This window comes from Anaerocaecibacter muris (assembly GCF_943192945.1).
Taxonomy (GTDB): Bacteria; Bacillota; Clostridia; order Christensenellales; family Pumilibacteraceae; genus Anaerocaecibacter; species Anaerocaecibacter muris.
This window is the reverse complement of record NZ_CALPCE010000004.1, coordinates 200699-222650: the sequence shown is the minus strand read 5'-3', so window position 1 is coordinate 222650 and position 21952 is coordinate 200699. Positions and strand designations below refer to the sequence as shown.

Genomic DNA, 21952 nt, shown 5'->3' with positions numbered 1-21952 from the left:
CTTAAAGCTCCTTAATTTATGCGCTTGACAATAAACTTGTCGGACGCCTTGTGCTTGGATCTCGTCTTTTTGCCGAGCGTGGGCTTGCCCCAAGGCGATACGGGGCTGGGTCTGCCTATCGGGCTCTTTCCTTCGCCGCCGCCGTGAGGGTGATCGCAAGGGTTCATAACTACGCCGCGAACGGTCGGTTTGACGCCCATGTGACGTTTTCTGCCCGCTTTGCCCAAGGACACAAGCTCGTGGTCGAGGTTGCCGACCTGTCCGATTGTCGCTTTGCAACGCTGTAACACCATTCTCATTTCGCCGGAGGGCAAACGCAAAGTCGCGTATTTGCCTTCTTTTGCCATGAGCTGCGCCGCCGCGCCTGCCGTTCTCGCCATCTGCCCGCCTCTGCCGGGGAGCATTTCGATGTTGTGAACAAGCGTACCGACGGGGATGTTGGCGAGCGGCAAGCAGTTGCCCGCTTTGATGTCCGCGCTTTCGCCCGATATTACGGTGTCGCCCTTTTGCAGTCCGAGCGGAGCGAGTATATAACGCTTTTCGCCGTCCGCATAGTTAAGAAGCGCTATGAACGCCGTGCGGTTGGGATCGTATTCGACCGTAGCAACCTTTGCGGGGATGTTGTCCTTATTGCGCTTGAAGTCGATTACGCGGTACTTCTGACGGTTACCACCGCCGATGTGACGAACGGTGATTTTACCCGAGAAGTTGCGCCCGCCTTTGCGGCTTTGCTCTCTCAACAGGGGCTTGTACGGCTTGTCGCCCGTAAGCTCCGGCGCCGCGATAACGGTTTTGAACCGCGTGCCCGGCGTAATAGGTTTATATCTCTTTATAGCCATTTTTTAACTCCTCATTAAGAAAGCGTTTCAAAGAACGGTATCGCCTTGGATTTGGCGTCGAGCGTAACGTACGCTTTTTTGCCTTTGGACGTGTAGCCGCCCGTTCTGCCCTGACGTTTGTACTTGCCGCGAACGTTGACCACGTTTACCGATTCGACAGTCACGTCGAACGCGCTTTCGACCGCCGCTTTGATTTGCGTCTTGTCGGCGCGAACGTCCACCATGAATACATAGCGTTTGGCGTTTACTCCGTCGTTGGACTTTTCCGTCAACACCGGACGGATTATTATATCGTGTGCCGTCATTATTGCGCCGCGACCTCCTTAACCGTGTATTTCTGTTCAATCGCTTTGATTGCGTCCACGGTCGTAAGCATAACCGCGTTGGCAACTATGTCGTACACGCCGAGCTGTTCGCTCGCCGCGGTGCGCACGTTGGGAATATTGTTCGAGGCGCGCAACGCGTTTTCACTGCCGTTGGGCAGAACAAGCAATACTCTGCTTTCCACTTTGAGCGCTTTGAGCACAGCCGCCATGTTCTTGGTTTTGGGCTCGATATCCAGCTTGTCGAGGACGATAAGATTGCCGTCCGAGAGCTTTGCCGAGAGCGCGCTCGTAATAGCGTTGATGCGCACGAGCTTGTTTATCTTTTTGCGGAACGACCGCGGCTTCGGCGCGAACACCACGCCGCCGCCTTTCCACTGCGGCGCACGGATAGATCCTTGACGCGCGTTGCCCGTTCCCTTCTGACGCCACGGCTTTCTGCCGCCGCCCGTCACCTCGGTGCGCGTGAGCGTGCTTTTTGTTCCCTGACGCGCGTTAGCCATTTGCGCGACGACCGCTTGATGTATAACGGCTTCGTTGTATTCTACGCCGAATACGCTGTCGTCAAGCTCCATTGTTCCGGCAGACGTGCCGTCCTGTTTATATATCTTAATAGTAGGCATATTTCTGTTCTCTCTCCTCGACCTTATTTAACGGTTTCCTTGACCGTAACCAGTCCGCCTTTGGGTCCGGGGACCGCGCCGCGTATCAAAAGCACGCCTCTCGCCTTGTCCACTTTGACCACTTTAAGGTTTTGAATAGTGACGTTTTCGTGACCGTACTGTCCCGGCATCTTCAAGTTCTTGATGCGGCGCGACGGATTGGAGTTGGCGCCCGTCGAACCGACGCTGCGGTGAACGGGACCCGTGCCGTGCGTCATTTTAAGACGGTGGTGGTTCCAACGTTTGATAACGCCCGTAAAGCCGCGACCTTTGGTCACGCCCGATACGTCAACCATATCGCCGTCGCCGAAAATCGTGCAGTCGATAACCTTGCCGACTTCGTAAGCGTCGGCGTCCTCGAAACGGAACTCGCGCAGATAGCGCGCGGGCTTCGCCTTTGCCTTTTTGTACAAACCCGCTTCGGGCTTGTTGAGTTTGCCTTCTTTGATTTCCTCGAACGCGCAAACAACCGCGCTGTAACCGTTGCGTTCAACGGTGCGCGTGTCTACAACCGTCATCGGTCCGCACTGTACGACCGTTACGGGAATGGCGACGTCGTTTTCGCCGAAAATCTGCGTCATGCCGAGCTTCTTGCCTAATATAGCTTTCTTCATGGTATCCGGCTCCTTTGATTACAGCTTAATCTTGATGTCAACGCCGGCGGGCAAATCGAGTCGCATAAGCGAATCCACCGTCTTGCCGGACGGACTGTATATGTCGATAAGACGCGAATATGTGCGAAGCTCGAACTGTTCGCGCGAATCTTTATGCTTGTGTACCGAGCGAAGTATGGTGACTACCTCTTTCTGCGTGGGCAGAGGGATAGGACCGCAAACCTTGGAACCGGTCTGCTTCGCCGCGTCCACTATGCGTTGCGCCGAACTGTCTACAAGCTCATGGTCGTAAGCTCTTAACTTGATTCTGATTTTTTGGCTAGACATATGTTTCTCCTTGTGTCCACCCGTCGCGGACACCCCAACATGTAGTAGGGGCTTTCACGCGTTCGGGCGTGCCATTTGTGCGAATTTTTTTCGGGGCTTTTCGGCCCCGTTTTTCCGTCCACAAAATTCACCACGCATTTAGCGCAGCCTAATAATTATATCCCATAGCCTTGTCCTTGTCAACTGTTTGAGGGGTATATTTTGAAAAATTTTTATAACGAATATTGCGGCGGTTCGCCCGGATTCCTCGGCAGGCTCGGAATGATGGGGGGTGAGTAATTACCGCACTACTCTGCGGCGGTTCGCCTGGATTCCTCGGCAAGCTCGGAATGATGGGGGGGGGGGGAGTAATTACCGCACTACTCTGCGGCGGTTCGCCCGGATTTCTCGACAGGCTCGGAATGATGGGGGGTGTAAGCATTTCTTTCCTATATATATCTAATCAAGTTTTGCGCAGAGCAAAACTTCTTCAACTATTATCTTTTATCTCTTATTTATTATCTAAATTTCCTCCCATCATTTCGACCGTAGCGCGGTCACGCGCGAAGCGGAGAAATCAAGGCGTAAGCCGCACCCAGCACAGCTTGGATTTCTATCGTGTGTGGGCTTTGACCGTTTATTGTGTTTACACCCGAATAAATGCGTTACGTTAATGTGATAAGCGTAATGTCTTGACACCTTTGCGGCGGTTCGCCCGGATTCCTCGGCAGGCTCGGAATGATGGGGGGGTGAGTAATTACCGCACTACTCTGCGGCGGTTCGCCCGGATTCCTCGACAGGCTCGGACTGATGGGTGTATAAGCATTTCTTTATATAAATTAAAATCAAGTTTTGCGCAGAGCAAAACTTCTTCAACTATTATCTTTTATCTCTTATTTATTATCTAAATTTCCTCCCATCATTTCGACCGTAGCGCGGTCACGCGCGAAGCGGAGAAATCAAGGCGTAAGCCGCACCCAGCACAGCTTGGATTTCTATCGTGTGTGGGCTTTGACCGTTTATTGTGTTTACACCCGAATAAATGCGTTACGTTAATGTGATAAGCGTAATGTCTTGACACCTTTGCGGCGGTTCGCCCGGATTCCTCGGCAGGCTCGGAATGATGGGGGGGTGAGTAATTACCGCACTACTTTGCGGCGGTTCGCCCGGATTCCTCGGCAGGCTCGGACTGATGGGTGTATAAGCATTTCTTTATATAAATTAAAATCAAGTTTTGCGCAGAGCAAAACTTCCGCAACTATTATCTTTTATCTCTTATTTATTATACATTTATTTATTATACATTTTTTACGTATTTTGCAATGTACTGCATTATTTTTTCACTTTTTATAAAAATATTTAATTTATTAAATTACAAAAATGCCAAAAAACCGAGCGAGGATATCGTTCGGATTTTCGGTTGCGTAAAAATTTAATTGAAGATGTAGTTACTTAAATTCTGCTTAATGGAACTTATTTCGTTGTTCCGGTCTTTTTGCTTTGCGTGCGAGTGGTCTTGCTGTTCTTGGTAGTGGTGCCGCTAGCCTGAACGCCGCTTTCCGACTTTTTGGAGCTGCAGCAACGCGCGCCGCTCTTGTTAGGCGTAGAAGCCTTTTTCGTATTAGCCATTTTTTCCTCCCTTGTTAATTTTCTTACGCAGTAATAGTATGGTCGCCACCGTTGCGGTTTATACTCTCAAATACTAAATTCGCGCAAACTTTTTTGTGCGCAAAATGTTTCGGCACACTCCGACTTTTACTCAACGCCGCTAATTCTTGCGTTAAACATATTGTTAAAAATCATGATTTACTAAACCGACGGTTTAGTGTAACGTCGGGGGTATACGAAAATTTTACTCCACATGTGATTTTCCGAGTGATAACGTCTATCTATTATTAAATTACATTAAAAAAGCAAAGCGGTAATTTTTCGCTTTGCTTTTTGTTAGATTATTCGTTGTCTTTTTTAACTTTGGCTTGTTCGCCGTTTTCTTTTTTATCAGCTTCGTTATCGGTCGGAACGTTCTGTTCGGCATGGTCTTTTGCGCTATCGTTGCCACCGTCCGCTTCGCTTGCTTCGTTCTTTACATCCTCGGCGTTATTTTCCTGTTGTTCCTCGCTCTTGCCGCCGCTCGTCTTCTTTTTGTTTTTATTGGTCAATATAATATAGACGGCAAGCGCGCCGAATATAAGCGCCAAGAACAACAGTCCGATTACGTAGTACCAAGGATTGCTCGGATCGTTAAACGCGTTCGATAAAAATTCTGTCATGATTGCTCCTTTTCTTTTGCTTTTCCGCTCGGGCTGTTTCCGTCGAGCGCGACTGCGTTGTGCCTGCGGTATTTACATGTCGCAACCCGTTCGCGCCGCTGTCCTTATTATTATACAAAACGCGCTGACTTATGTCAAGTCCGCCGCCTGCTCGATTTTTACCGTCGGCGTTGATTCGATCGCAAAATTGCGCTTTTTCTCACCGCGCAGAAAATTTCGTACAATATACAAAATGTAAAAAATCTTGATTTACTAAACCGTCGGTTTAGTGTAACGTCGGGGTATATAATGTTTTCCTTTCTACATGTAAAATTCCGTTAGAAATCGCCGTTTTCGGGGCAATTAAAAGCCGCCCGATATATTTTATCGGACGGATTTCTTTTTACGTTATTACTTGACAACGCGATTGCGGTTAATATCGCCCGTTGATTTCGCGTTGGGCGGTGCGGTTTATATCGCGTTCTTTTTTTACCTGTTTCTTTTCGTAATTCTTTTTGCCTTTGGCGAGCGCAAGCTCGACTTTGACGAACCTGCCGCGAAAGTACATTTTAACGGGCACTATCGTGTAGCCTTTTTCCGCGGCTTTTGCCGCCAACCGCGACAGTTGCGATTTATGCAACAACAGTCGTCTTGACCTGCGCGGGTCGGGCGGAAACGCACCCACATTTGCATAAGGCGAAATCTGACAGTTTTTCAATTCCAAATTGCCGTTTTCGATATGGCAAAAGCTGTCGCGCAACGACACGTCGCCTTTTTTGACCGATTTGACTTCCGATCCTTCGAGCGCGATACCGGCTTCGACCGTTTCTTCAAAGAAGTAATCGAATACGGCTTTTTTATTTACCGCTACCGTCTTGTCGGTTTGCTTTTTTGCGACGGTTTGGGCTTTTTTATTTTTACGTTCGGTTTTACTTTTCATGCTACTTACCCACACAGAACCGTTGGAACACGGAATCGAGCACTTTTTCGTCGGCTTGTTCGCCGTACAGTTCGGTTATCGCGGAATACGCTTCGTAAAGCAACGCCGCGACGATTTCAAGACTTTGCGCGCCCGCACTTTCTCTTTTTGCTTCGTTCAGACTGTTTAAACAACGCATTGCGCACGCATACTGTCTGTGATTGCATATCGCGCCGTAATCCTTGGGGCAAAGGTCGTACAACTTTTGCTTGACAGCTGTTATATTTACCTTGTTTTTGGCGCTTATTCTAATTTTATTGCCGTCGGAACATTTATTATACTGCGCGCCGACATCTTTTTCGCCGTCGCATTTATTTACCAACACTGTCAAATTCTTTACTTTGCACGCCAAATTCGGCTCGACGCACGCGTTATCTGTCACAAAAAGCACCGCGTCCGCCTGTTCAGCCGCCTTTACAGCGCGCTGTATACCTATTTTTTCCACTTCGTCGGACGTATTGACGTTCAATCCTGCCGTATCGACTACGGTAAACTTACGATCTTTATATATATAATTTCCGTCAACAGTGTCGCGCGTCGTCCCCGCAATGGGCGTAACGATAGCTCTTTCGCTGTCCGTTAAAACATTTAATAAAGTAGATTTGCCGACGTTAGGTGCGCCGATAAGCGCAACTTTAAACCCGTCGTTGACAATTTTGCCGCCGACATAACCATTTACTTCCTCATTAAGCGCTTTTATTACACTATCGATTGAGCCGAAAACGTCTGACATTACCGCTTCGTCTATTTCGTTTTCTTCCATTTCGTCGCCGTAATGTAACACCGCTTCTACCGAGCTTAACGCTTTGTTCAGTGTTTTTTCGGCTGTTTCCAGTGATTTAAACCCGCCGTCATACCTCTTATTGCCGTAATTCAACTGTTCGGTCGTCTGCGCATCGATAATATCGGCAAGCGCCTCGCATTGCATTAAATCCAGCTTCCCATTTTCCAACGCGCGTTTCGTAAACTCACCGCGTTCCGCCGTCCTAGCTCCGCCTTTTATCAGCGTTTCGATAATCCCGTCGCAAATAGTCATATTCCCGTGCGGAAAAAGCTCCACTGTTTCTTCTCCGGAATATGATTTGGGCGCTTTGTAGCAAGCCGCCATCAATTTTTCCTCGAATTTATCAGCTTTGAACACGTTATATTCTATTACGCCGACTTTCAAAGCGCGCGACAAATAGCGTTGCGCAAGCTCTATACTTCCTTCGCCGCTTATTCTTATTATTGCGACCGCCGACTTTCCGTAAGGCGTGGCGAGCGCAACAATTATTCCGTTGTGATTGTCGATTTTGTTCATAAGATTTGCACTTGATGTTTATAAGTGATTGTTTTTACTGTTTATAACCCGCATTTTCTGTCTTTTTCGCGGTGTTAAATTGTTTTATTTTCGCGCTTGTTCACAACCTATTTTTTATACACCGCCGAAAGTTTAATAATCGCCGTGTTGTGTACATGTTTTGTTTTATAAGCGTTTCGGCTTATTGTATTAACCGAACTTGCCGTGCGCTAAATATAGTAGAAAAGGAAAGATTTGAACATTTATACACTGCTTACTAACCTATACTCTATAAAATATAATATATATAATATCACTACATACGGTTATAGTTTTTCATATACGAACAGCCGTCTGTTTATATTAGTGCCCGATAACGTATAATCGTAAGTTTCAATCAACTTAACTTTTTGTTTTTCGGCAATGGCGGGCTTGGCGGCGACGTCGTTTTGAGTTTTGTAAAGCAGGATTTTTCCGTTTCGGCGCGCAAGCGGGGCGCAAAACGTCAACGCTTTATCGGCGTCCGCGAGTGCGCGAGTGCATACGGTATCGAATTTGCGATCGGATTTTGCAAGTTCTTCCGCGCGTGTATGCTCTGCGGAAATGTTATTTAAGTTGAGTTCGGTGTTGCACAGCTTGATAAGAGTGATTTTTTTTCCTACTCCGTCAATACCGACAAAGTTTAAGCCCGTCGAAATTGCCAGCGGCAAGCACGGAAATCCGCCGCCGCAACCGACGTCGCAACATTCGCCGTCAAAGAATTTGTACGGAAACAAGCTGTCGAGATAGTGTTTTATATATATGTCATCGAAAGTTTTAAGTGCGGAAATGTTGATTACGGCGTTGACTTTTAAATAAAGCTCGGTAAGGCGGTCGAAAACTTGTAATTTATCGTCCGTAAAGCCGTTTTGTTCGAGAAAAGTTTTAAATATACTTCTTCCGAACGACAGTTCGAGCATTTTTCGTTGGTTCGATTCCATTAAATTTTGTTTCCGTCGTTAATGTAAAGTATGCCGAGCGTGCTTTTTCCGCAGTGGCTTGTGATTGTAGAGCCGGCAAACGTTTCTATAATGCTGTCATCTGCGAAGCCATAATCGATAAGTCGAGCGCGCACCGCCGCAACTGTCGCTTCTTCGGCATAAGTATGAGTGATAAACACGCGCGTTTTGTCGGGACGGTTGTATTTTTGAAGCGTGTAATCGACGTATTTTATTATGTTTTTATTAAAATTACCCAAAAACTTGCGCGCTACCGTTATATTTCCGTTGATTAACTGTAAAGTCGGCTTAATAGAAAACGCTTTGCCGAAGAACGCGGAAAGTCCGTTGCACCTGCCGCCTTTATATAAAAAGTCGAGAGTGTTGATCATAAAAGAGGCTTGCACTTCCTTCTTCCGCGCTTCGATTGTTTCGACTATATGCGGCGCGTCAAGTCCGCTGTCGCGTAAATCCGCCGCCGCAAGCGCGAGTAGTCCCGTACCGGATGACAAGGATCGACCGTCAACGACGTAAACGTTTTTCAGTTTTTGCGCCGCTATTAACGCATGCTCGTATGTAGCCGATATTTGCGACGAAATCGCGATATGAACGACCGAAAGATTGCGGTCGGTATATGATTTGAAAAAGTCGTAAAAGTCATCTATCGAGCGTGCGGCAGTCTTTGGAAGCTCTTTTGTCTTTTCGTAGTACTCGAATATCTGCGACGGCTTTATGTCAATGTCATCCAAATATTGCGTTTCGCCGAGCATGACGTACAAAGGCATTTCGCCTATATTACGAATTTTGAACAGGTCGTTAAGGTCGGACGCGCTGTCGCTTGTTATTTGTACATTGGTTTCCATGATTTCACCTTATAAAAGTATAATTATTAGTTATATCAGAGCACGCACAGGACTTTTGCCGTAACTTTATTTAGAGTGCGCATGCCGTAATATCTGCTGTCACGGGAAATATTGCGGTTGTCGCCGAGGAAATAAACGCAGTTGGGATTAACCGTGATTATATAGTCGGATAATTGAGAAAGCAAATATGCGTTATCGGGGTCGTTTATATTAAAGGAAGTAAGATTTTCGTCGTGCGGCAACAAATTAACTGTCGAATAGACGGGCGACGAAGCCTTCATGCGTTCTTTGATATACGGTTCGTTTATCTTTTGGAAGTAGGAACCATCGGCATTACAACGGTACAGATCGACGAATTTTTTGTCTTGCGATACCATAAAGACCAGTTTGTCGCCTGCGGTACCGACGACGCGCTTGACTATAAGGTGTTCTTTTTCGCCGTTATTAGCCGTGTCGATAGTGACAATATCGCCGCGTTCGACGTCGAAACACTTGCGTAAGACAAGGCAATACTGTTTGTCGTACATTGTGTTTTCCATGCTTTCGCCCGTAATCGGCACGAACGACAGGAAGTAGAAAAACACTATAAAACCTAACAGCAGGAAAATAAGCGCGTATAGCGATGCGTCCAAAAACGCCGATTTTTTTTGATTTAAAAGCGTTTCGCCGCGATTTATTTCGCTGTTCATATCGCTACACCCACAATACCGATCCGATAACGAGTTTTTGCTCTGCGTAAAATTCGAGAGTCATTATGCGCGACCAATCGGGCAACGGTCCGAAATCGCCTTTGAAATTGATATGCGCAAGCGAAAACTTGTGCCAATCGTCCGAATTTTTGATTTCCACGCGACTGCTGTACGAGTGTTCTTTGTCGCTGACCGTGACGCAAACGAGTTGAGGCTCGCCGCTTATCATAATTTGCAGAAGCGTATCCGCCGAAACCTTGAATAAAGGATCGCCCGGTTTAAATGTGAGTATGGATTTAGTGTCGCAAGTAACGCCGTCTATGTCATACGGACCCTTTACAAGACTGACCGTGCCGCCGTCGCGCGACGTCCAACCGTCTTTGCCCATACTTCCGTCATAAATTTTTCTGTGCGCTATGCCGTCGCGCGCCTTAACGCCCAGCGTTTTGGGCATTATTGAAAGTAAAGCCGAGGACTGTGTTATACCGTCGTCATTTTGCGTATTTATAAACGCGTTTATCGGCTTGTTGTTTTGACATACGTTTATATGAGACATAAACTTGCCGCCGCCCAGGCTGATTATAGGTATATTCATCCAGTTTCTGTACGGTATTTCCTCTATGCAAAAGGATACATACAGTTTAGGCGGCGCGGTAGTTGACAGCGCCTGTTCGTTAGCGTTGATATTAAAATATAAACTTCCTTCCGAATTGGACGCGGTGATTTCGGGGAAGTCGAAGTTTGCGGCGTTGTTCGCGTGCGCCGTAAAGAATTTATCGACGTCGCCGTAAACGGCTTTAATTCCGCCCGAAAACGCGCGTTCGACAATGCGGAACAGGCTTAACGAATTGGTGTTTTCCGCCAGCTCCGACATGTCGTCGAGCGACCCGTCCTCGTCGTTGGAAGAAACAGCCATAAAAAACGGTATGCGGCAGAACGGCGCGTATGCGCTGTTATCGAGCGACGCGTGATAGTTGATAAGCGCATTGCCCTCGCCCTTAACGTTGGGAATTATATTTAACAACGTCGCGCAAGCGATAAGCCCGTCGTCAAACACGGACAGTTTGTAAACCGTACTGCCGCCCAGACCCACGCCCACGGCGAAAATGTTTTTTTCGTACTTTTCGCGCAACAGTTTTATCGCCCGTCGGGATATGCACGTCCATATATACCACGGTCCCGCTTTGGTGTCGTCCGTTGCGGTAAATTCGTTTAATCCGCGGCAGTTGCATTGCGACAGCGATTTGGGATAAAGCGTATAGTGCGCTGTGCGCTCGGTCGCGCCGAGGTAGTCGAGCGCGGCAACGGTGTAACCGCTGTCGTACAGCGATTTAATCAGAGGGTCGTTCCCGCCGCCGTTTACGTCGGGCAAATATAAAATAACGCCCTTGGCTTCGGGATTTTCGAGAATTTTAATAAAAACGCGCGTCCTGCCGTCAACGGTGGTATAACCGTCGAAATACAGTTCTTTGACGCACGCGCCGTCCTCGCATTTTTCGGAAAGGTACGATATATTAAGCGGAAGTGCCGCAACGTCGTATTCTTTCCATAAGCTGTTAGGGCTTGTAATTTCCAAAGCCGCCGCTCCCGATAGCTGAATTTTAAGTATTATATACCATTGCCCGATTTTTGTCAAGCAATAAGCGCAAAGGCGTATTCGTTTATATATGACTTAATCCGTCCGATTTCGGCACAAAATACGCTTAAACGCCAAAATATTTGACAGCTTGTGTCGAAATATTTGCAACGCAAAAAAATTAAGCACTAATACGGATTTTACGGTTTTGCTTGACTTTTTTGCTTGCGCCGTATATAATAGAAAAAAAACTTTGACGGAGAATATTATGTCACCTATCAGAAAAGGCGGTCTTGGCAGAGGGCTCGGCGCGTTGTTGAGCGATATAGAGGAAGAATCGGTCATCGGTTCGGCAGAAACCTCGGAAATGTTGTTGTCAAACATTGTGCCAAACATAGACCAACCGCGCAAACAGTTCGACGACGTTGCGTTATCCGCGCTTGTGGAAAGCATTAAGAAACACGGTATAATAACTCCGCTAATCGTTACGCCGCGACCCGACGGCAAATATATGATTATTGCGGGCGAAAGACGGTACAGAGCGGCAACCGCCGCAGGGCTTGTGTCCGTGCCCGTATGCGTCCGCGAGTGCACTCCCGTGCAAATCGACGAGCTGTCGCTTATAGAAAATATCCAGCGCGAGGACTTGAACCCCATGGAAGTCGCCCGTGCCATAAAGAAACTTATGGACGATTACGGCTACACGCAAGAGGAAGCTGCGGAACGCATAGGAAAAGCCCGCCCGACGGTCGCCAACCTACTCCGCCTTATGGATTTGAGCGAAGCGGTGCAAAAACTTGTGGAAAGCGGACACCTATCCGCGGGGCATGCGCGCTGTTTGGTAGTAGTTGCAGACCCTGCGTTGCAATGGGAGCTTGCCGAAAAAGGCCGCGACGACAAAATGAGCGTGCGCGAGTTTGAAAAACTGGTTAAAAACACCATAAGCCCCAAAAAGAAAGTCGAACCCGTTAAACAAAGTCTCGAACTTAAAGATATGGTGGTGCGCATGCAACGCACGTTCGGAACAAAGGTTTCTTTGCTCGGCAACGACAATAAAGGGCGTATATTTATAGACTACTACACCCCCGACGATTTAAGTCGGTTGGAGAACATGCTCGCTTATTTGGAACAAAACTACAAAGCATAAATGTTCCACGTGAAACACATTTGCCCGCAACATAGCAAATAATGTTCCACGTGAAACAAAATAATCGTAACGGTAGACGGATGTTCCACGTGAAACAATATAAATGTAAAGAAAAACGCCGCTTGTGAGCGGCGTTTTACGTTTTAATCTTTTTTGCGTGCTAAATTTACGTTATCTTCTTTGCGGTTACGCAGAGCTTTTACGGGGTGTTCCGCTACCGTAAATCGGTAATCCTCGCCGAATTCGTTGATATAGTTATCTATTACCTTATGGCTTGCAACGGTCGATGGAGTTTTGTTTACGGTGTTGTTATACTTAAAGTATTCGTAATCGTCGGGAATATTGTTTAAATCGGTATATTCTTCGAGTACGGAAGTGTTATTTACAGTATTCTTTAAAATATTGCGGATATAGTGCTTATTCTTTTCGCAATTATTGCTGAAAGTGAGAAGCGTGGGAAATTCTGCGTTGGGAATAACCTGCGCCCACTCCTTGCCTTCGTACTTTTTAAGCAGTTCGGCGGCAAAGTGCAGGTGCGACAGCTCTTGCTCGAAGTGTGACGTCCAAATCTTTTTAGCTATTTCATTGGACTCCTCGCTCATTGCCGAGTAGTACAGGTAGCACTCGCAATATTCGTGCATCAACAGACATTCTAACCACGTTGAGGTGGGGTCCATAAGCGATTCGTATTGCGTGACGTGTTGTTCTTCTATCATGCCGATTTCCAAAAACAGCTTGCGACCGAGGTCTGACGTGGGATAGAACGTGCCGAGGTTCATATAGAAGTTCATGGTTTGTTGCTCGGCGGCGGTGATAATCATAGTGTGCAGTTTGGTCGAAAGCGACGCGTCGGGAGTTATCGGGCGGCGCACGTCGTCAAACGGATGGCGGTGTTCGGCTATGGTCGGACGCCCCGGCATGATTTCGGTATACGTGCCGACAAGTTTTTCGCCCGATATGCCCTGTTCCATTTCCAGCAGGTCGCTGAAACGGTAAAGGTGGTCAAAGTCTTCGAGCAAGGCAAAGTCGAGCGCGGCTTTTACATATTTGTTTTTTTCGGTCTGCGCGAGGATTGCCGTTAAATCGACCGCCAGTTGTTCGTAAGATATGGTCGTTTCCAGCATAGATTCGTCTTTGGGTTTAAAGTACGAAATTCGTTTTTGTTGTTGCTGTTCGAGTCTGCGCAATAACGCTACGTCGCGCCGCAAGTTGTTATCGGTCGTGTGACGGGCGAGCTGGTGCATGAACCAAGATTCCTCGAATTCCGCGCCGTTAAGCAAAATCGCACGCACTTTGGTGTATGCGTCGGCGTCGTTCTTGTCGTAAGCAGTGGGATAAATTTTCCGCCAGTCGGCGACGCATTTTTCGATTTTGCAGGGTTTTTCGTTAAATGGATTCATATAATAACCTCCGTACCGCAATTATGGTCACATTGAAACGTTTTAAAACAATTTAAGGAAAAACGGTAGCAATTATTATTCGAGTGTGGTACAATATTCGCGTGAAACCCTTGCACAGAAAAAAAGCTGTTGCTTTATACGAAACGCGTATGCGCGTCGGATATGTGGTTAAGACCGTTGTTTGCTATGTTTTTGCGGCTATTATTTGGTATATGCTTGCCGTAATTTTGCCGTATTCGGTTACTCTTAATGTGAGCGCGGCGGACAATGCAAGACTGACGCGGGCGGCTCTTTCCGCCACGCAGACCGATATAAACCGCGACGAAGCGGCAAAGGAACGGGCGTTACTCATGCCGACGAGCGAGCAATCGTTTTATAGACGACTGCGGCTTGTTGAGGACGCGCGCAAATCGATTGACTACATGGTATACGACACTTACGAGCAACAGTGGTCTTACCATTATTATACCGCGCTTGTAAGAGCCGCCGACCGCGGCGTGAAAGTGCGCATAGTGCTCGACGGAAAAATGGGTCGATTGACGGGCGAACTTGCGACAATCGGCAACATAGTATCAAATCATAATAATATAGAATTGTACTATTTTAATAAAATCAATATTTTCGATCCCGCGGGATTGATGGTGCTGATGCACGACAAAGCGACGATTGTAGACGGCGATAAGCTGATAGTCGGCGGCGTTAATATGGGTACGGGCGCGTATTTGGCTAATTACGACATGGAAGTAATGATAACCAACAGCGGCGAAAACGGCGTCGCAGGTCAAGCCGAGCGGTACTTCGAGCAAATAATCGCGAGCGATTTATCAACGCGAATAAAGTCGAAAAAAGTCGATTTGCGTGCAAAAGCCGAGTATGAACGGCAGTATTCGGAGTTTTACGATAACAGCGAAATGGCTACCGCCGAAGTCGATTATTCCACGCAAGGCGTTGCGATAGACAAAGCAACGTTTGTCAGCAATAAAATAACGTCGGGCAAAAAGCCGCCTATAATACTCCAAGCGGTATATAATCTTATGGAAAGTTCCAAAAAGACGGTTGCCGTCACACCGTACACGCTTTTGGAGAATGATAAAAAGGCGAAGTTACGCGCGCTTGCGGCAAAAAACGACGAGTTCACAATAATAACTAATTCGCTGTACAATACGCGCAACGTCGGATATGCCGACTACTATCACACGCGCGAGCAATATTTGAATAAGAATATTAAGCTGTTGGAATATCAGGCGGACAACCAACTGCACGCCAAAATGTTTACTTTTGATAACAGATACAGCATAATCGGGTCGTTTAACCTCGACGAGCGTAGCGCGCACATCGATACCGAATCGGTAGTAATTATCGACTCCCCCGCCTTTACCGCTCAATTAGACGACTATATTAACGATACGTTTGTCGTAAACAGCTTGCAGGTCGGAATGAATAACGAATACTTGCCGTCCGATACCGTCAAAAGCCACGACGTGCCCGCAAAAAAGAAGTTTATATACGGACTTTACAGCACGCTGGGCATTATCCGCTGTTTGATATAAGGAAGTAATATAAAGTAAAAACGCTATATTTTTATATTATAAAATAAAAATAATAATATAATTGCAGTAAACATAAGCAGTCGTTGCCATTGTACTTTATAATAGCGGTGACTGTTTTTTGTTGCTAATTTTGCGGCAAGTACAAGTATAAAAATATAATTCCATAGGATATGTACTGTCGGAGAACTCGTCTGCATAATGTAAATGTAACAACTGATAAATAAACGCAACGTATTCCGCATAAACTATTCCGCGTGGTATAATTATATAAATTAAGGCGATTTCTAACGGAATTTTGCATGCGAAAGGAAAATTTTTGAATACCCTCCCGCATCGCTAAACCGACGGTTTAGTAAATCAAGATTTTTAAAAAATTTTATAATAGGTTAAATTTTGCGGCAAAATGTGTAATTGTAATTTTTTAGCGGTCATGCGGCTACCGCATTGATTTCTCCACTACGCGCGTAAGCGCGCTTCGGTCGAAATGATGGGATAGGGACATGGCACGCCTTTGTGTGCTTTGTAGAATAATGGGCGTTTAAAACCAAATTCCCATCATTCCGAGCTTGTCGAGGAATCAAGGCTAACCGCCACAAAGCGGATTAGCGTAATGATATTATATGCGTTGCGAACAGGTGTACATAACAGGCGATTTCTAACGGAAAATTAAATGTTGATAAAAAGTTTTCGGATATGCTACCGTGCCACTAAACCAGCGGTTTAGTAAATCAAGATTTTTTATGTTGTGAATAAGCCGCAAAAATCCGCACTTGATTTTTATTCGGCATTGTTGTAAAATAGAAGCGGGTTAGGAGGGGAATAAGATAATAAATAAGAGATAAAAGATAATAATTGCGGAAGTTTTGCTCCGCACAAAACTTGATTAGATTATAAATAAAAGAAACGCTTATATCACCCATCATTCCGAGCTTGCCGAGGAATCAAGGCGAACCGCCGCAGGGTAGTGCGGTAATTACTCACACCCCCATCATTCCGAGCCTGCCAAGGAATCCAGGCGAACCGCCGCAGAAAAGTAAATCTTAACTGTCGCATGGAGAGGCGAAAAAAACAAACGCGATACAATTACATAAGCGCGGCTGACGTTTAATTCCTTCACTTTGCGCGTCGCCGAGCTTTAAATGAAAGGCGGCAAAAGCTGTGCGGGTTAGCATGGCAAAGATTTGCGGCACAGTGCAAGTTGACGGTCGCTTGTAATGTGCGGCGGAAATATATACGAAAAAATAATCGGGAGGAAAGCTACATAGTAGCGGTTAAAACAAATGAAAGATTTATTGAATAGAAACGGCGATATAGAAATATTATCGAATATAATAAACGCCATGACAAAGAACGGCGGGGCGAGTTGCTTTGCTGTTGACGGGTCGTGGGGGTGCGGCAAGTCGTGGGTGCTGGATCGGCTTGAACGGCGGTTGCAGGGAATTGGTGATGACGAAAAAATTGATTTGGCAAAAGCGAAAGGTAATTATTTTGTTTTTCACTATAACGCGTGGGAAAACGATTATTATGACGAGCCGCTTATTGCCGTGCTGACAACTATGATCGAAAAACTGAACGAGCTATATAAGTGCGAGCATTTTATTAAGAATATAGGTAAAGAAGTAATTAAGTCGATTAGTAAAACGTTAAACTATTGGGTTAAAAAAGTATCGGGAGTGGATATAAGGCGAACGGCGGAAAGTATAAAAAATAACGCAAAAATATCAGATGAATTTAACAATAAGAATTTAATCGGAAAAGCGATAAAAGCAGTGCGTGAACATTTAACAAAGCTGGCGGAGTCGCAAATGACGATTTCCACAGAGAGTGAAGCAAAATTCCCGTTGATATTTATAGTGGACGAGTTGGATAGGTGTTTGCCCGAATATGCTATAAAAGTTTTGGAGCGGTTGCATCACGTTTTTTACGGCATACCAAACAGTGTGATGTTGCTGTCTATCGACAAAAAACAGTTGAATCATACGGTGCAAAACATATTCGGCGATAGCGTAAACAAGGAAGCGTATTTGGCAAAGTTTATTGATTTTACCGTTAATTTGAACGAAGGCAGTATCGATGAAAAATTGTTTTGGCAAGAATTCGACGACTATAAAAAGTGCTTTTGTCCGTTGTACATAGATAGTTCATACGATTATGACAAATTATGGACAGAAAATCTGTTTTTAGGTATTCCCATGCGTGAGCGACTGCAAATCGTGCGTAAAGCTAAATTTATTCATTCCATGCTGACAGACAAAAAATTTCAAATAAGTGTTATGTATTTTGAAATATATTCTGTTATTTTAAACCAAATTAAAAAAGTAAACAGTCAAGAGCTAGATTTATACGAAAGAAAAAAATTGCGTGCGAATATTGCCGACTTATCGGAAATAAATAACCGTATTTTAAAATTTTTATTAGAAGAATATCAACAATTACATAAGCGATATGGCAGAGGACACAATAAAATAAATAGACAAATGGATGGAGAATTTTATTTTACATATATGTTTTATTTATATGAAACAGAAAAACACGATTTAGCGGTTGCATATTTGGGAAAAGAAATAGAAGAAATGTTAATTGAGGAAAAAGATCATATTAAATTATTTGAAAATCAATTAAAAATAATAAATTAAATAATTTAATCGAATTTAAGAGTATTATTGATATTTAATATTCAAACAAAAAACGGTAAAAGTTAAATTATTTTACCGTTTTAACAAATTATTTAATTCGTGCGTTTTGGGCGATTACCATAAAGCTGTTAGCGACGCTCTTGTCGCACAGGCGGGAAAATATCGCTTCGCCGTATCTGTCTATCAACGCTTCGGGTTTTAGGTTGGTCGTGACGACGGTATGTTTTTTTCTTAACCACCGCTCGTTGATTACGGTGTATAAATATTCGCGCGTTATGTTTTTCAGCATTGTTTCCGTGCCGAGGTCGTCTATTACGAGCACGTCGCAGTCGAGCATGGGGGTAAACAAGTCGTTGTAATTATCTATTGCGAACTGCGTGTGGTAGTCCTTTGCGCGTTTTACAAAATCGAACGCGCTTACCGTTACCGCCGACGCGCCGTTTTTCATAAACTCCGTTGCTATCGCCGAGGCGAGTACGGTTTTGCCTGTGCCGGACGATCCTGCTATTATAAAAAACGGTTTTGCACCGCTTTGGTATTCGTCTATGTATTTTCGCGCCGCGCCGTACACTTTGGAAATTGCCTTGGGCGCTGTTTTTTGTGCTTCCGTAAAATCGGTTTGCGGCAATACTAAATTTTCGCTTTCCGAATTTATTACGCGTTTAATTACGCATTTGCAATATTTGCTGTTAATTATTCCCGTATCGTTACACAGCTTGCAACGGCAGGGCGGTTCGATGACATTGCGATCCAATTTTGCCGCAAAAACGGCGTTTTTTAAGTTTTTTCGTGCGATTTCTATCGAATTTTGCTGTTTTTGCGCTTTTTTTACAGCTTCGTCCTGATAAATTTTGTACGCTTCGCGCAATTCTTTATTTGTGTGCAACGCTTCGCGCCAAACCGCCAAACCTGCGTCGAGATCCGCTCTGCGCTCGTCCGTAATTTCTTTTACCGCGCGTTGATAAGCGTTCATTATTCGTCCTCCGAAATCTGCGTAAACAGCGAATTAAGTTCTTCTGCCGATCTGTTTTCCACGACTATGCCCGTCGGCGCGGACAGATCGCCCGCGCGCGTCGCGGCGACTTCCGCCGCCGTTGTTTTGGCTTTGTCGAGCGTAGCGACGCCGTTGTTGTGCCATGCGAGGAGCACTGCGTTCATGTAAGCGAACGGGTTGGCTTTGTCGCTTGCGAGCGACGCGGCATAATCGATAACGTCTTTGGGCATGTTCCACTTATCCAGCCAGTTGGAGTAATATGCGCGCTGAATATCCTTGACCGCGCCTTTGACGCCCAGCAATTTATTTAATTTTTCTATTTCTCCGTCGTGACGACTTTCGTTGTCGAAGTACGCGCGGGTCTGTTTTTCGGTGGTCAAGCCGCGCTCGAACAAATCGCGCACGACCGCGTCGAGGTCGGACAATCGCTTAATGTCGTTTTTCATACAGTAGTCTGCGGCGGCGAGAATTGCGTTCTCCTCGAAGCCGAGGTTAAGCCACGGTCGGATATATGCGGTAATTTCGGGATCGACGTTCTCGTAATACAAGCCCAACGCCTTGTTTACCGCTTTTGTCAGTTTGTATGTCTGTTTGCGTTCTTCCTCGAATTTATCGATAAGGTCGGCGGTGGTAAAGCCGAGATCGCGGTATTGCGTCAGCTTGCTGTCGAGCAGAGCGACCCCGCCGCGCTTTAAGTTTTGCGCGACGTGCAAAATAACGTCGGGCGAAAACTTGTATTCGATTTTCCATTTTTTATAGAGCTTGACCGCTTCGTGGTCGGGGCGTTTACCGCCCATTGCGCCGAGCACCGCGCACAAATCGTTGTAATACACGCCGTATTCGTCTAACTTTTCGCCCACGGCGTCGGCGGTGCGGTAGCCGTCCTGCGCGAGGTTACGCGCAACCGCGAGTATGTACGGGCAGGAAACGTTGTCGCCTTTGAGGTTTACGCAGTATTTGACGACAAGCGTCATTGCCTGCCACTCCATGTTAAGTTTTTCCATCAACGTGTAATAATCGTTGTATTCGTTGGGAGTGATTTGCCGCGCGGCGATATACAGTTGGGCTTGACGGTTGAACTCGCGGTATTTATCCACGTCGAACTTTTTGATTTTGGGTCGGGCGGTTCGCGGCGAAAGATAGCAAATATCGTCGCCCAGTTTGGACACAAGCCCGCGATCCGACCAGTACTCGATAGCGGCTTCGACGGTAGCGACGTCGAGGTCGAGCCTGCGCGCAAGCCGCTCGACGTTGTCGTCCGCGTCGCCCTTGCGCGCGGCGAGCGAAAGCCCGTAAAGATAGACCTTTACGTAATCGCCGTCGGCATACGGCATATACTCGACTATAAATTTATTTTCGACGGTGATAGCGCCGTCCAGACTCGCTTCCGACGACAGTTTGAACATCTTAAAGCCTCATTTGCTTGAAAAAATCGGGAATTTGTATTATAATGGATAAGCTGTCGAGCGCGTTGCGGTTGCGCCGCAATCGACCCGATACGCGTACCGTGGTTGTTCTATATTACCACTAAACGCCGAAATTATCAACCGTTTTGGGAAAAAAGTTCGGGAGAAGGGCATAAATGAAGATTTTACATACCGCCGACCTGCACCTCGGAAAAAAACTTAACAAGGCGTCGCGGCTCGACGAGCAGTGCGCGGTTATAAAAGAACTTGCGGAGCTTGCCGACGTCGAGGATATAGACGTTATTCTTATTGCGGGCGACGTGTTCGACGCGTCGGTGCCGCCGGCGGAGGCGGAGCGCGTGTTTTATCGCAGTATTTTGACGCTTGCCGAGCGCGGCAGGGCGGTTATCGCGCTTGCGGGCAACCACGACGACGAACGTCGGCTGTGCGCGGCGAAACCGCTTGCCGAAATGCAGGGCATTGTTCTTGCGGGCGAGCTCGATTATACCGCGATAGGCGGCGGCGAAACGCTGTCCGACCCGACCCCGCCGCCGTCGTTGTACGCGCTTGCGGACGCGGCGGACTATTTGCAAAAACAGCGCATTAAGTACGCGGGGCGGTACGGCGGAATTACCGTGCAAAAAGGCGACGAAAAGGTTAATATTGCGCTTGTTCCGTATCCGTCCGAGGGCAGACTGTCGCGCTGGTATGAACAGGACTACACGGTTAGCTATCCCGACCGCGTAAAGCTCGCGCTCGAAAAGGCGTGCGAGTTTTTTGACGACGGCTATAATATTTTGTGCACGCACTTGTTTTTGAGCAAGTCCGAAACGAGCGAAGCGTTGGGCGGGCTGGCGGCTTTGCCGGTGTCCGTTCTGCCGCAGAACGCGGACTACGTCGCGCTCGGTCACGTACATAAACACTTGCGCATAAGCAAGACCCCGCTCGCCGAGTACAGCGGTTCGCCCGTGCAGTATGCTTACGACGAGAGCCGCACCAAATCGGTCAATATTATCGACACCGAAAAGCGCGCCGTCACGCAGGTTGTGTTAAAATCGGGCAAAAAACTTACCGAAACCAATGCGGACAATTTTGACGAATGTATGGCGCGACTGGACGCGTATTCGTCCGACTATGTGCGAATAAAGTACAGCGGCGATCCGCTCGGCAAGGAAGAAACGATCAAAATAAAATCCCACCCCGCGTTTAACGATTTTGTAGTCACCGCCGCAGTGCGCACAGATAAAACCGTCGAGCGGCGCGCGCACTTGTCGGACGGCGAAATTTTCGATTTGTTTTACAAATCGCGCAACGGCGACAAACTGCCGTCGGTCGAGCTTAAAGCGGCGTTCGTCGAACTGATGGAAGAATTAAAGTCTGCGCAGTAGTCGCATAGCTTCGCCGTCGCGACGGCGGACGGCAAACTTTTAAACGATAGTCAAACACGGAGAAGGCACGGTCGC

General features: G+C 46.7%; 20 protein-coding genes. 4 read left to right on the top strand and 16 right to left on the bottom strand.

The features are described 5' to 3' along the window. Window positions 1-11: 11 nt before the first annotated feature. From rplB to NFR57_RS05310, 13 genes are all read right to left on the bottom strand, one after another. Window positions 12-839, bottom strand: a complete 828-nt coding sequence (rplB, locus tag NFR57_RS05370; RefSeq protein WP_251182810.1) for a 50S ribosomal protein L2 — start codon at window positions 837-839, stop codon at window positions 12-14. A gap of 14 nt (window positions 840-853) precedes the next feature. Then, complete coding sequence (rplW, locus tag NFR57_RS05365) at window positions 854-1144, bottom strand: 50S ribosomal protein L23 (protein ID WP_251182809.1); 291 nt, start codon at window positions 1142-1144, stop codon at window positions 854-856. Continuing rightward, window positions 1144-1785, bottom strand: a complete 642-nt coding sequence (gene rplD / locus NFR57_RS05360) for a 50S ribosomal protein L4 (protein ID WP_251182808.1) — start codon at window positions 1783-1785, stop codon at window positions 1144-1146. The genes rplW and rplD overlap by 1 nt, the downstream gene beginning before the upstream one ends. A 23-nt stretch (window positions 1786-1808) precedes the next feature. Next, a complete protein-coding gene (gene rplC / locus NFR57_RS05355) occupies window positions 1809-2438 on the bottom strand; it encodes a 50S ribosomal protein L3 (RefSeq protein WP_251182807.1) in 630 nt (209 codons plus the stop codon). An 18-nt stretch (window positions 2439-2456) separates the two neighbouring features. Next, window positions 2457-2765, bottom strand: coding sequence for a 30S ribosomal protein S10 (gene rpsJ / locus NFR57_RS05350; RefSeq protein ID WP_251182806.1), 309 nt, complete (start codon window positions 2763-2765; stop codon window positions 2457-2459). A 1452-nt stretch (window positions 2766-4217) separates the two neighbouring features. After that, a complete protein-coding gene (locus tag NFR57_RS05345) occupies window positions 4218-4373 on the bottom strand; it encodes a hypothetical protein (protein WP_251182805.1) in 156 nt (51 codons plus the stop codon). Between the two features lie 320 nt (window positions 4374-4693). After that, window positions 4694-5014, bottom strand: a complete 321-nt coding sequence (locus NFR57_RS05340) for a hypothetical protein (RefSeq protein WP_251182804.1) — start codon at window positions 5012-5014, stop codon at window positions 4694-4696. Between the two features lie 412 nt (window positions 5015-5426). Then, complete coding sequence (smpB, locus tag NFR57_RS05335; protein WP_251182803.1) at window positions 5427-5933, bottom strand: SsrA-binding protein SmpB; 507 nt, start codon at window positions 5931-5933, stop codon at window positions 5427-5429. Between the two features lies 1 nt (window position 5934). Continuing rightward, window positions 5935-7272, bottom strand: coding sequence for a tRNA uridine-5-carboxymethylaminomethyl(34) synthesis GTPase MnmE (gene mnmE, locus NFR57_RS05330; protein ID WP_251182802.1), 1338 nt, complete (start codon window positions 7270-7272; stop codon window positions 5935-5937). Window positions 7273-7577: 305 nt separating this feature from the next. Further along, window positions 7578-8231, bottom strand: a complete 654-nt coding sequence (gene rsmG / locus NFR57_RS05325; protein ID WP_251182801.1) for a 16S rRNA (guanine(527)-N(7))-methyltransferase RsmG — start codon at window positions 8229-8231, stop codon at window positions 7578-7580. Further along, a complete protein-coding gene (locus tag NFR57_RS05320; RefSeq protein ID WP_251182800.1) occupies window positions 8231-9091 on the bottom strand; it encodes a DegV family protein in 861 nt (286 codons plus the stop codon). Before NFR57_RS05320 ends, rsmG begins: the two co-directional genes overlap by 1 nt. A 35-nt stretch (window positions 9092-9126) precedes the next feature. Further along, window positions 9127-9780 (bottom strand): signal peptidase I, encoded by a 654-nt coding sequence (lepB, locus tag NFR57_RS05315; RefSeq protein ID WP_251182799.1) that lies wholly within the window; start codon window positions 9778-9780, stop codon window positions 9127-9129. Window positions 9781-9784: 4 nt separating this feature from the next. After that, complete coding sequence (locus tag NFR57_RS05310) at window positions 9785-11356, bottom strand: hypothetical protein (protein WP_251182798.1); 1572 nt, start codon at window positions 11354-11356, stop codon at window positions 9785-9787. Between the two features lie 268 nt (window positions 11357-11624). Here NFR57_RS05310 and NFR57_RS05305 point away from each other — a divergent pair, with 268 nt between their 5' ends. Further along, window positions 11625-12503 (top strand): ParB/RepB/Spo0J family partition protein, encoded by an 879-nt coding sequence (locus NFR57_RS05305; RefSeq protein WP_251182797.1) that lies wholly within the window; start codon window positions 11625-11627, stop codon window positions 12501-12503. A gap of 143 nt (window positions 12504-12646) precedes the next feature. Here the strand turns inward: NFR57_RS05305 and NFR57_RS05300 are convergent, their stop codons facing one another. Next, window positions 12647-13903 (bottom strand): hypothetical protein, encoded by a 1257-nt coding sequence (locus tag NFR57_RS05300; RefSeq protein ID WP_251182796.1) that lies wholly within the window; start codon window positions 13901-13903, stop codon window positions 12647-12649. 101 nt (window positions 13904-14004) lie between these two features. Between NFR57_RS05300 and NFR57_RS05295 the strand changes: the two genes are divergently transcribed. Then, complete coding sequence (locus NFR57_RS05295; protein ID WP_251182795.1) at window positions 14005-15453, top strand: phospholipase D-like domain-containing protein; 1449 nt, start codon at window positions 14005-14007, stop codon at window positions 15451-15453. Between the two features lie 1280 nt (window positions 15454-16733). Continuing rightward, window positions 16734-18089 carry a KAP family P-loop NTPase fold protein gene (locus tag NFR57_RS05290; RefSeq protein ID WP_251182794.1) on the top strand — a complete coding sequence of 452 codons (1356 nt, stop codon included), beginning with the start codon at window positions 16734-16736 and terminating at the stop codon, window positions 18087-18089. Window positions 18090-18177: 88 nt separating this feature from the next. Here NFR57_RS05290 and NFR57_RS05285 read toward each other — a convergent pair whose 3' ends face one another. After that, the gene (locus tag NFR57_RS05285; protein WP_251182793.1) at window positions 18178-19062 is read right to left on the bottom strand and encodes an ATP-binding protein; all 885 of its coding nucleotides are present in this window, start codon (window positions 19060-19062) and stop codon (window positions 18178-18180) included. Further along, window positions 19062-20489, bottom strand: coding sequence for a DnaD domain-containing protein (locus NFR57_RS05280; protein WP_251182792.1), 1428 nt, complete (start codon window positions 20487-20489; stop codon window positions 19062-19064). Before NFR57_RS05280 ends, NFR57_RS05285 begins: the two co-directional genes overlap by 1 nt. Window positions 20490-20665: 176 nt before the next feature. Here NFR57_RS05280 and NFR57_RS05275 point away from each other — a divergent pair, with 176 nt between their 5' ends. Further along, window positions 20666-21877 carry a metallophosphoesterase family protein gene (locus NFR57_RS05275; RefSeq protein WP_251182791.1) on the top strand — a complete coding sequence of 404 codons (1212 nt, stop codon included), beginning with the start codon at window positions 20666-20668 and terminating at the stop codon, window positions 21875-21877. Window positions 21878-21952: the final 75 nt, after the last annotated feature.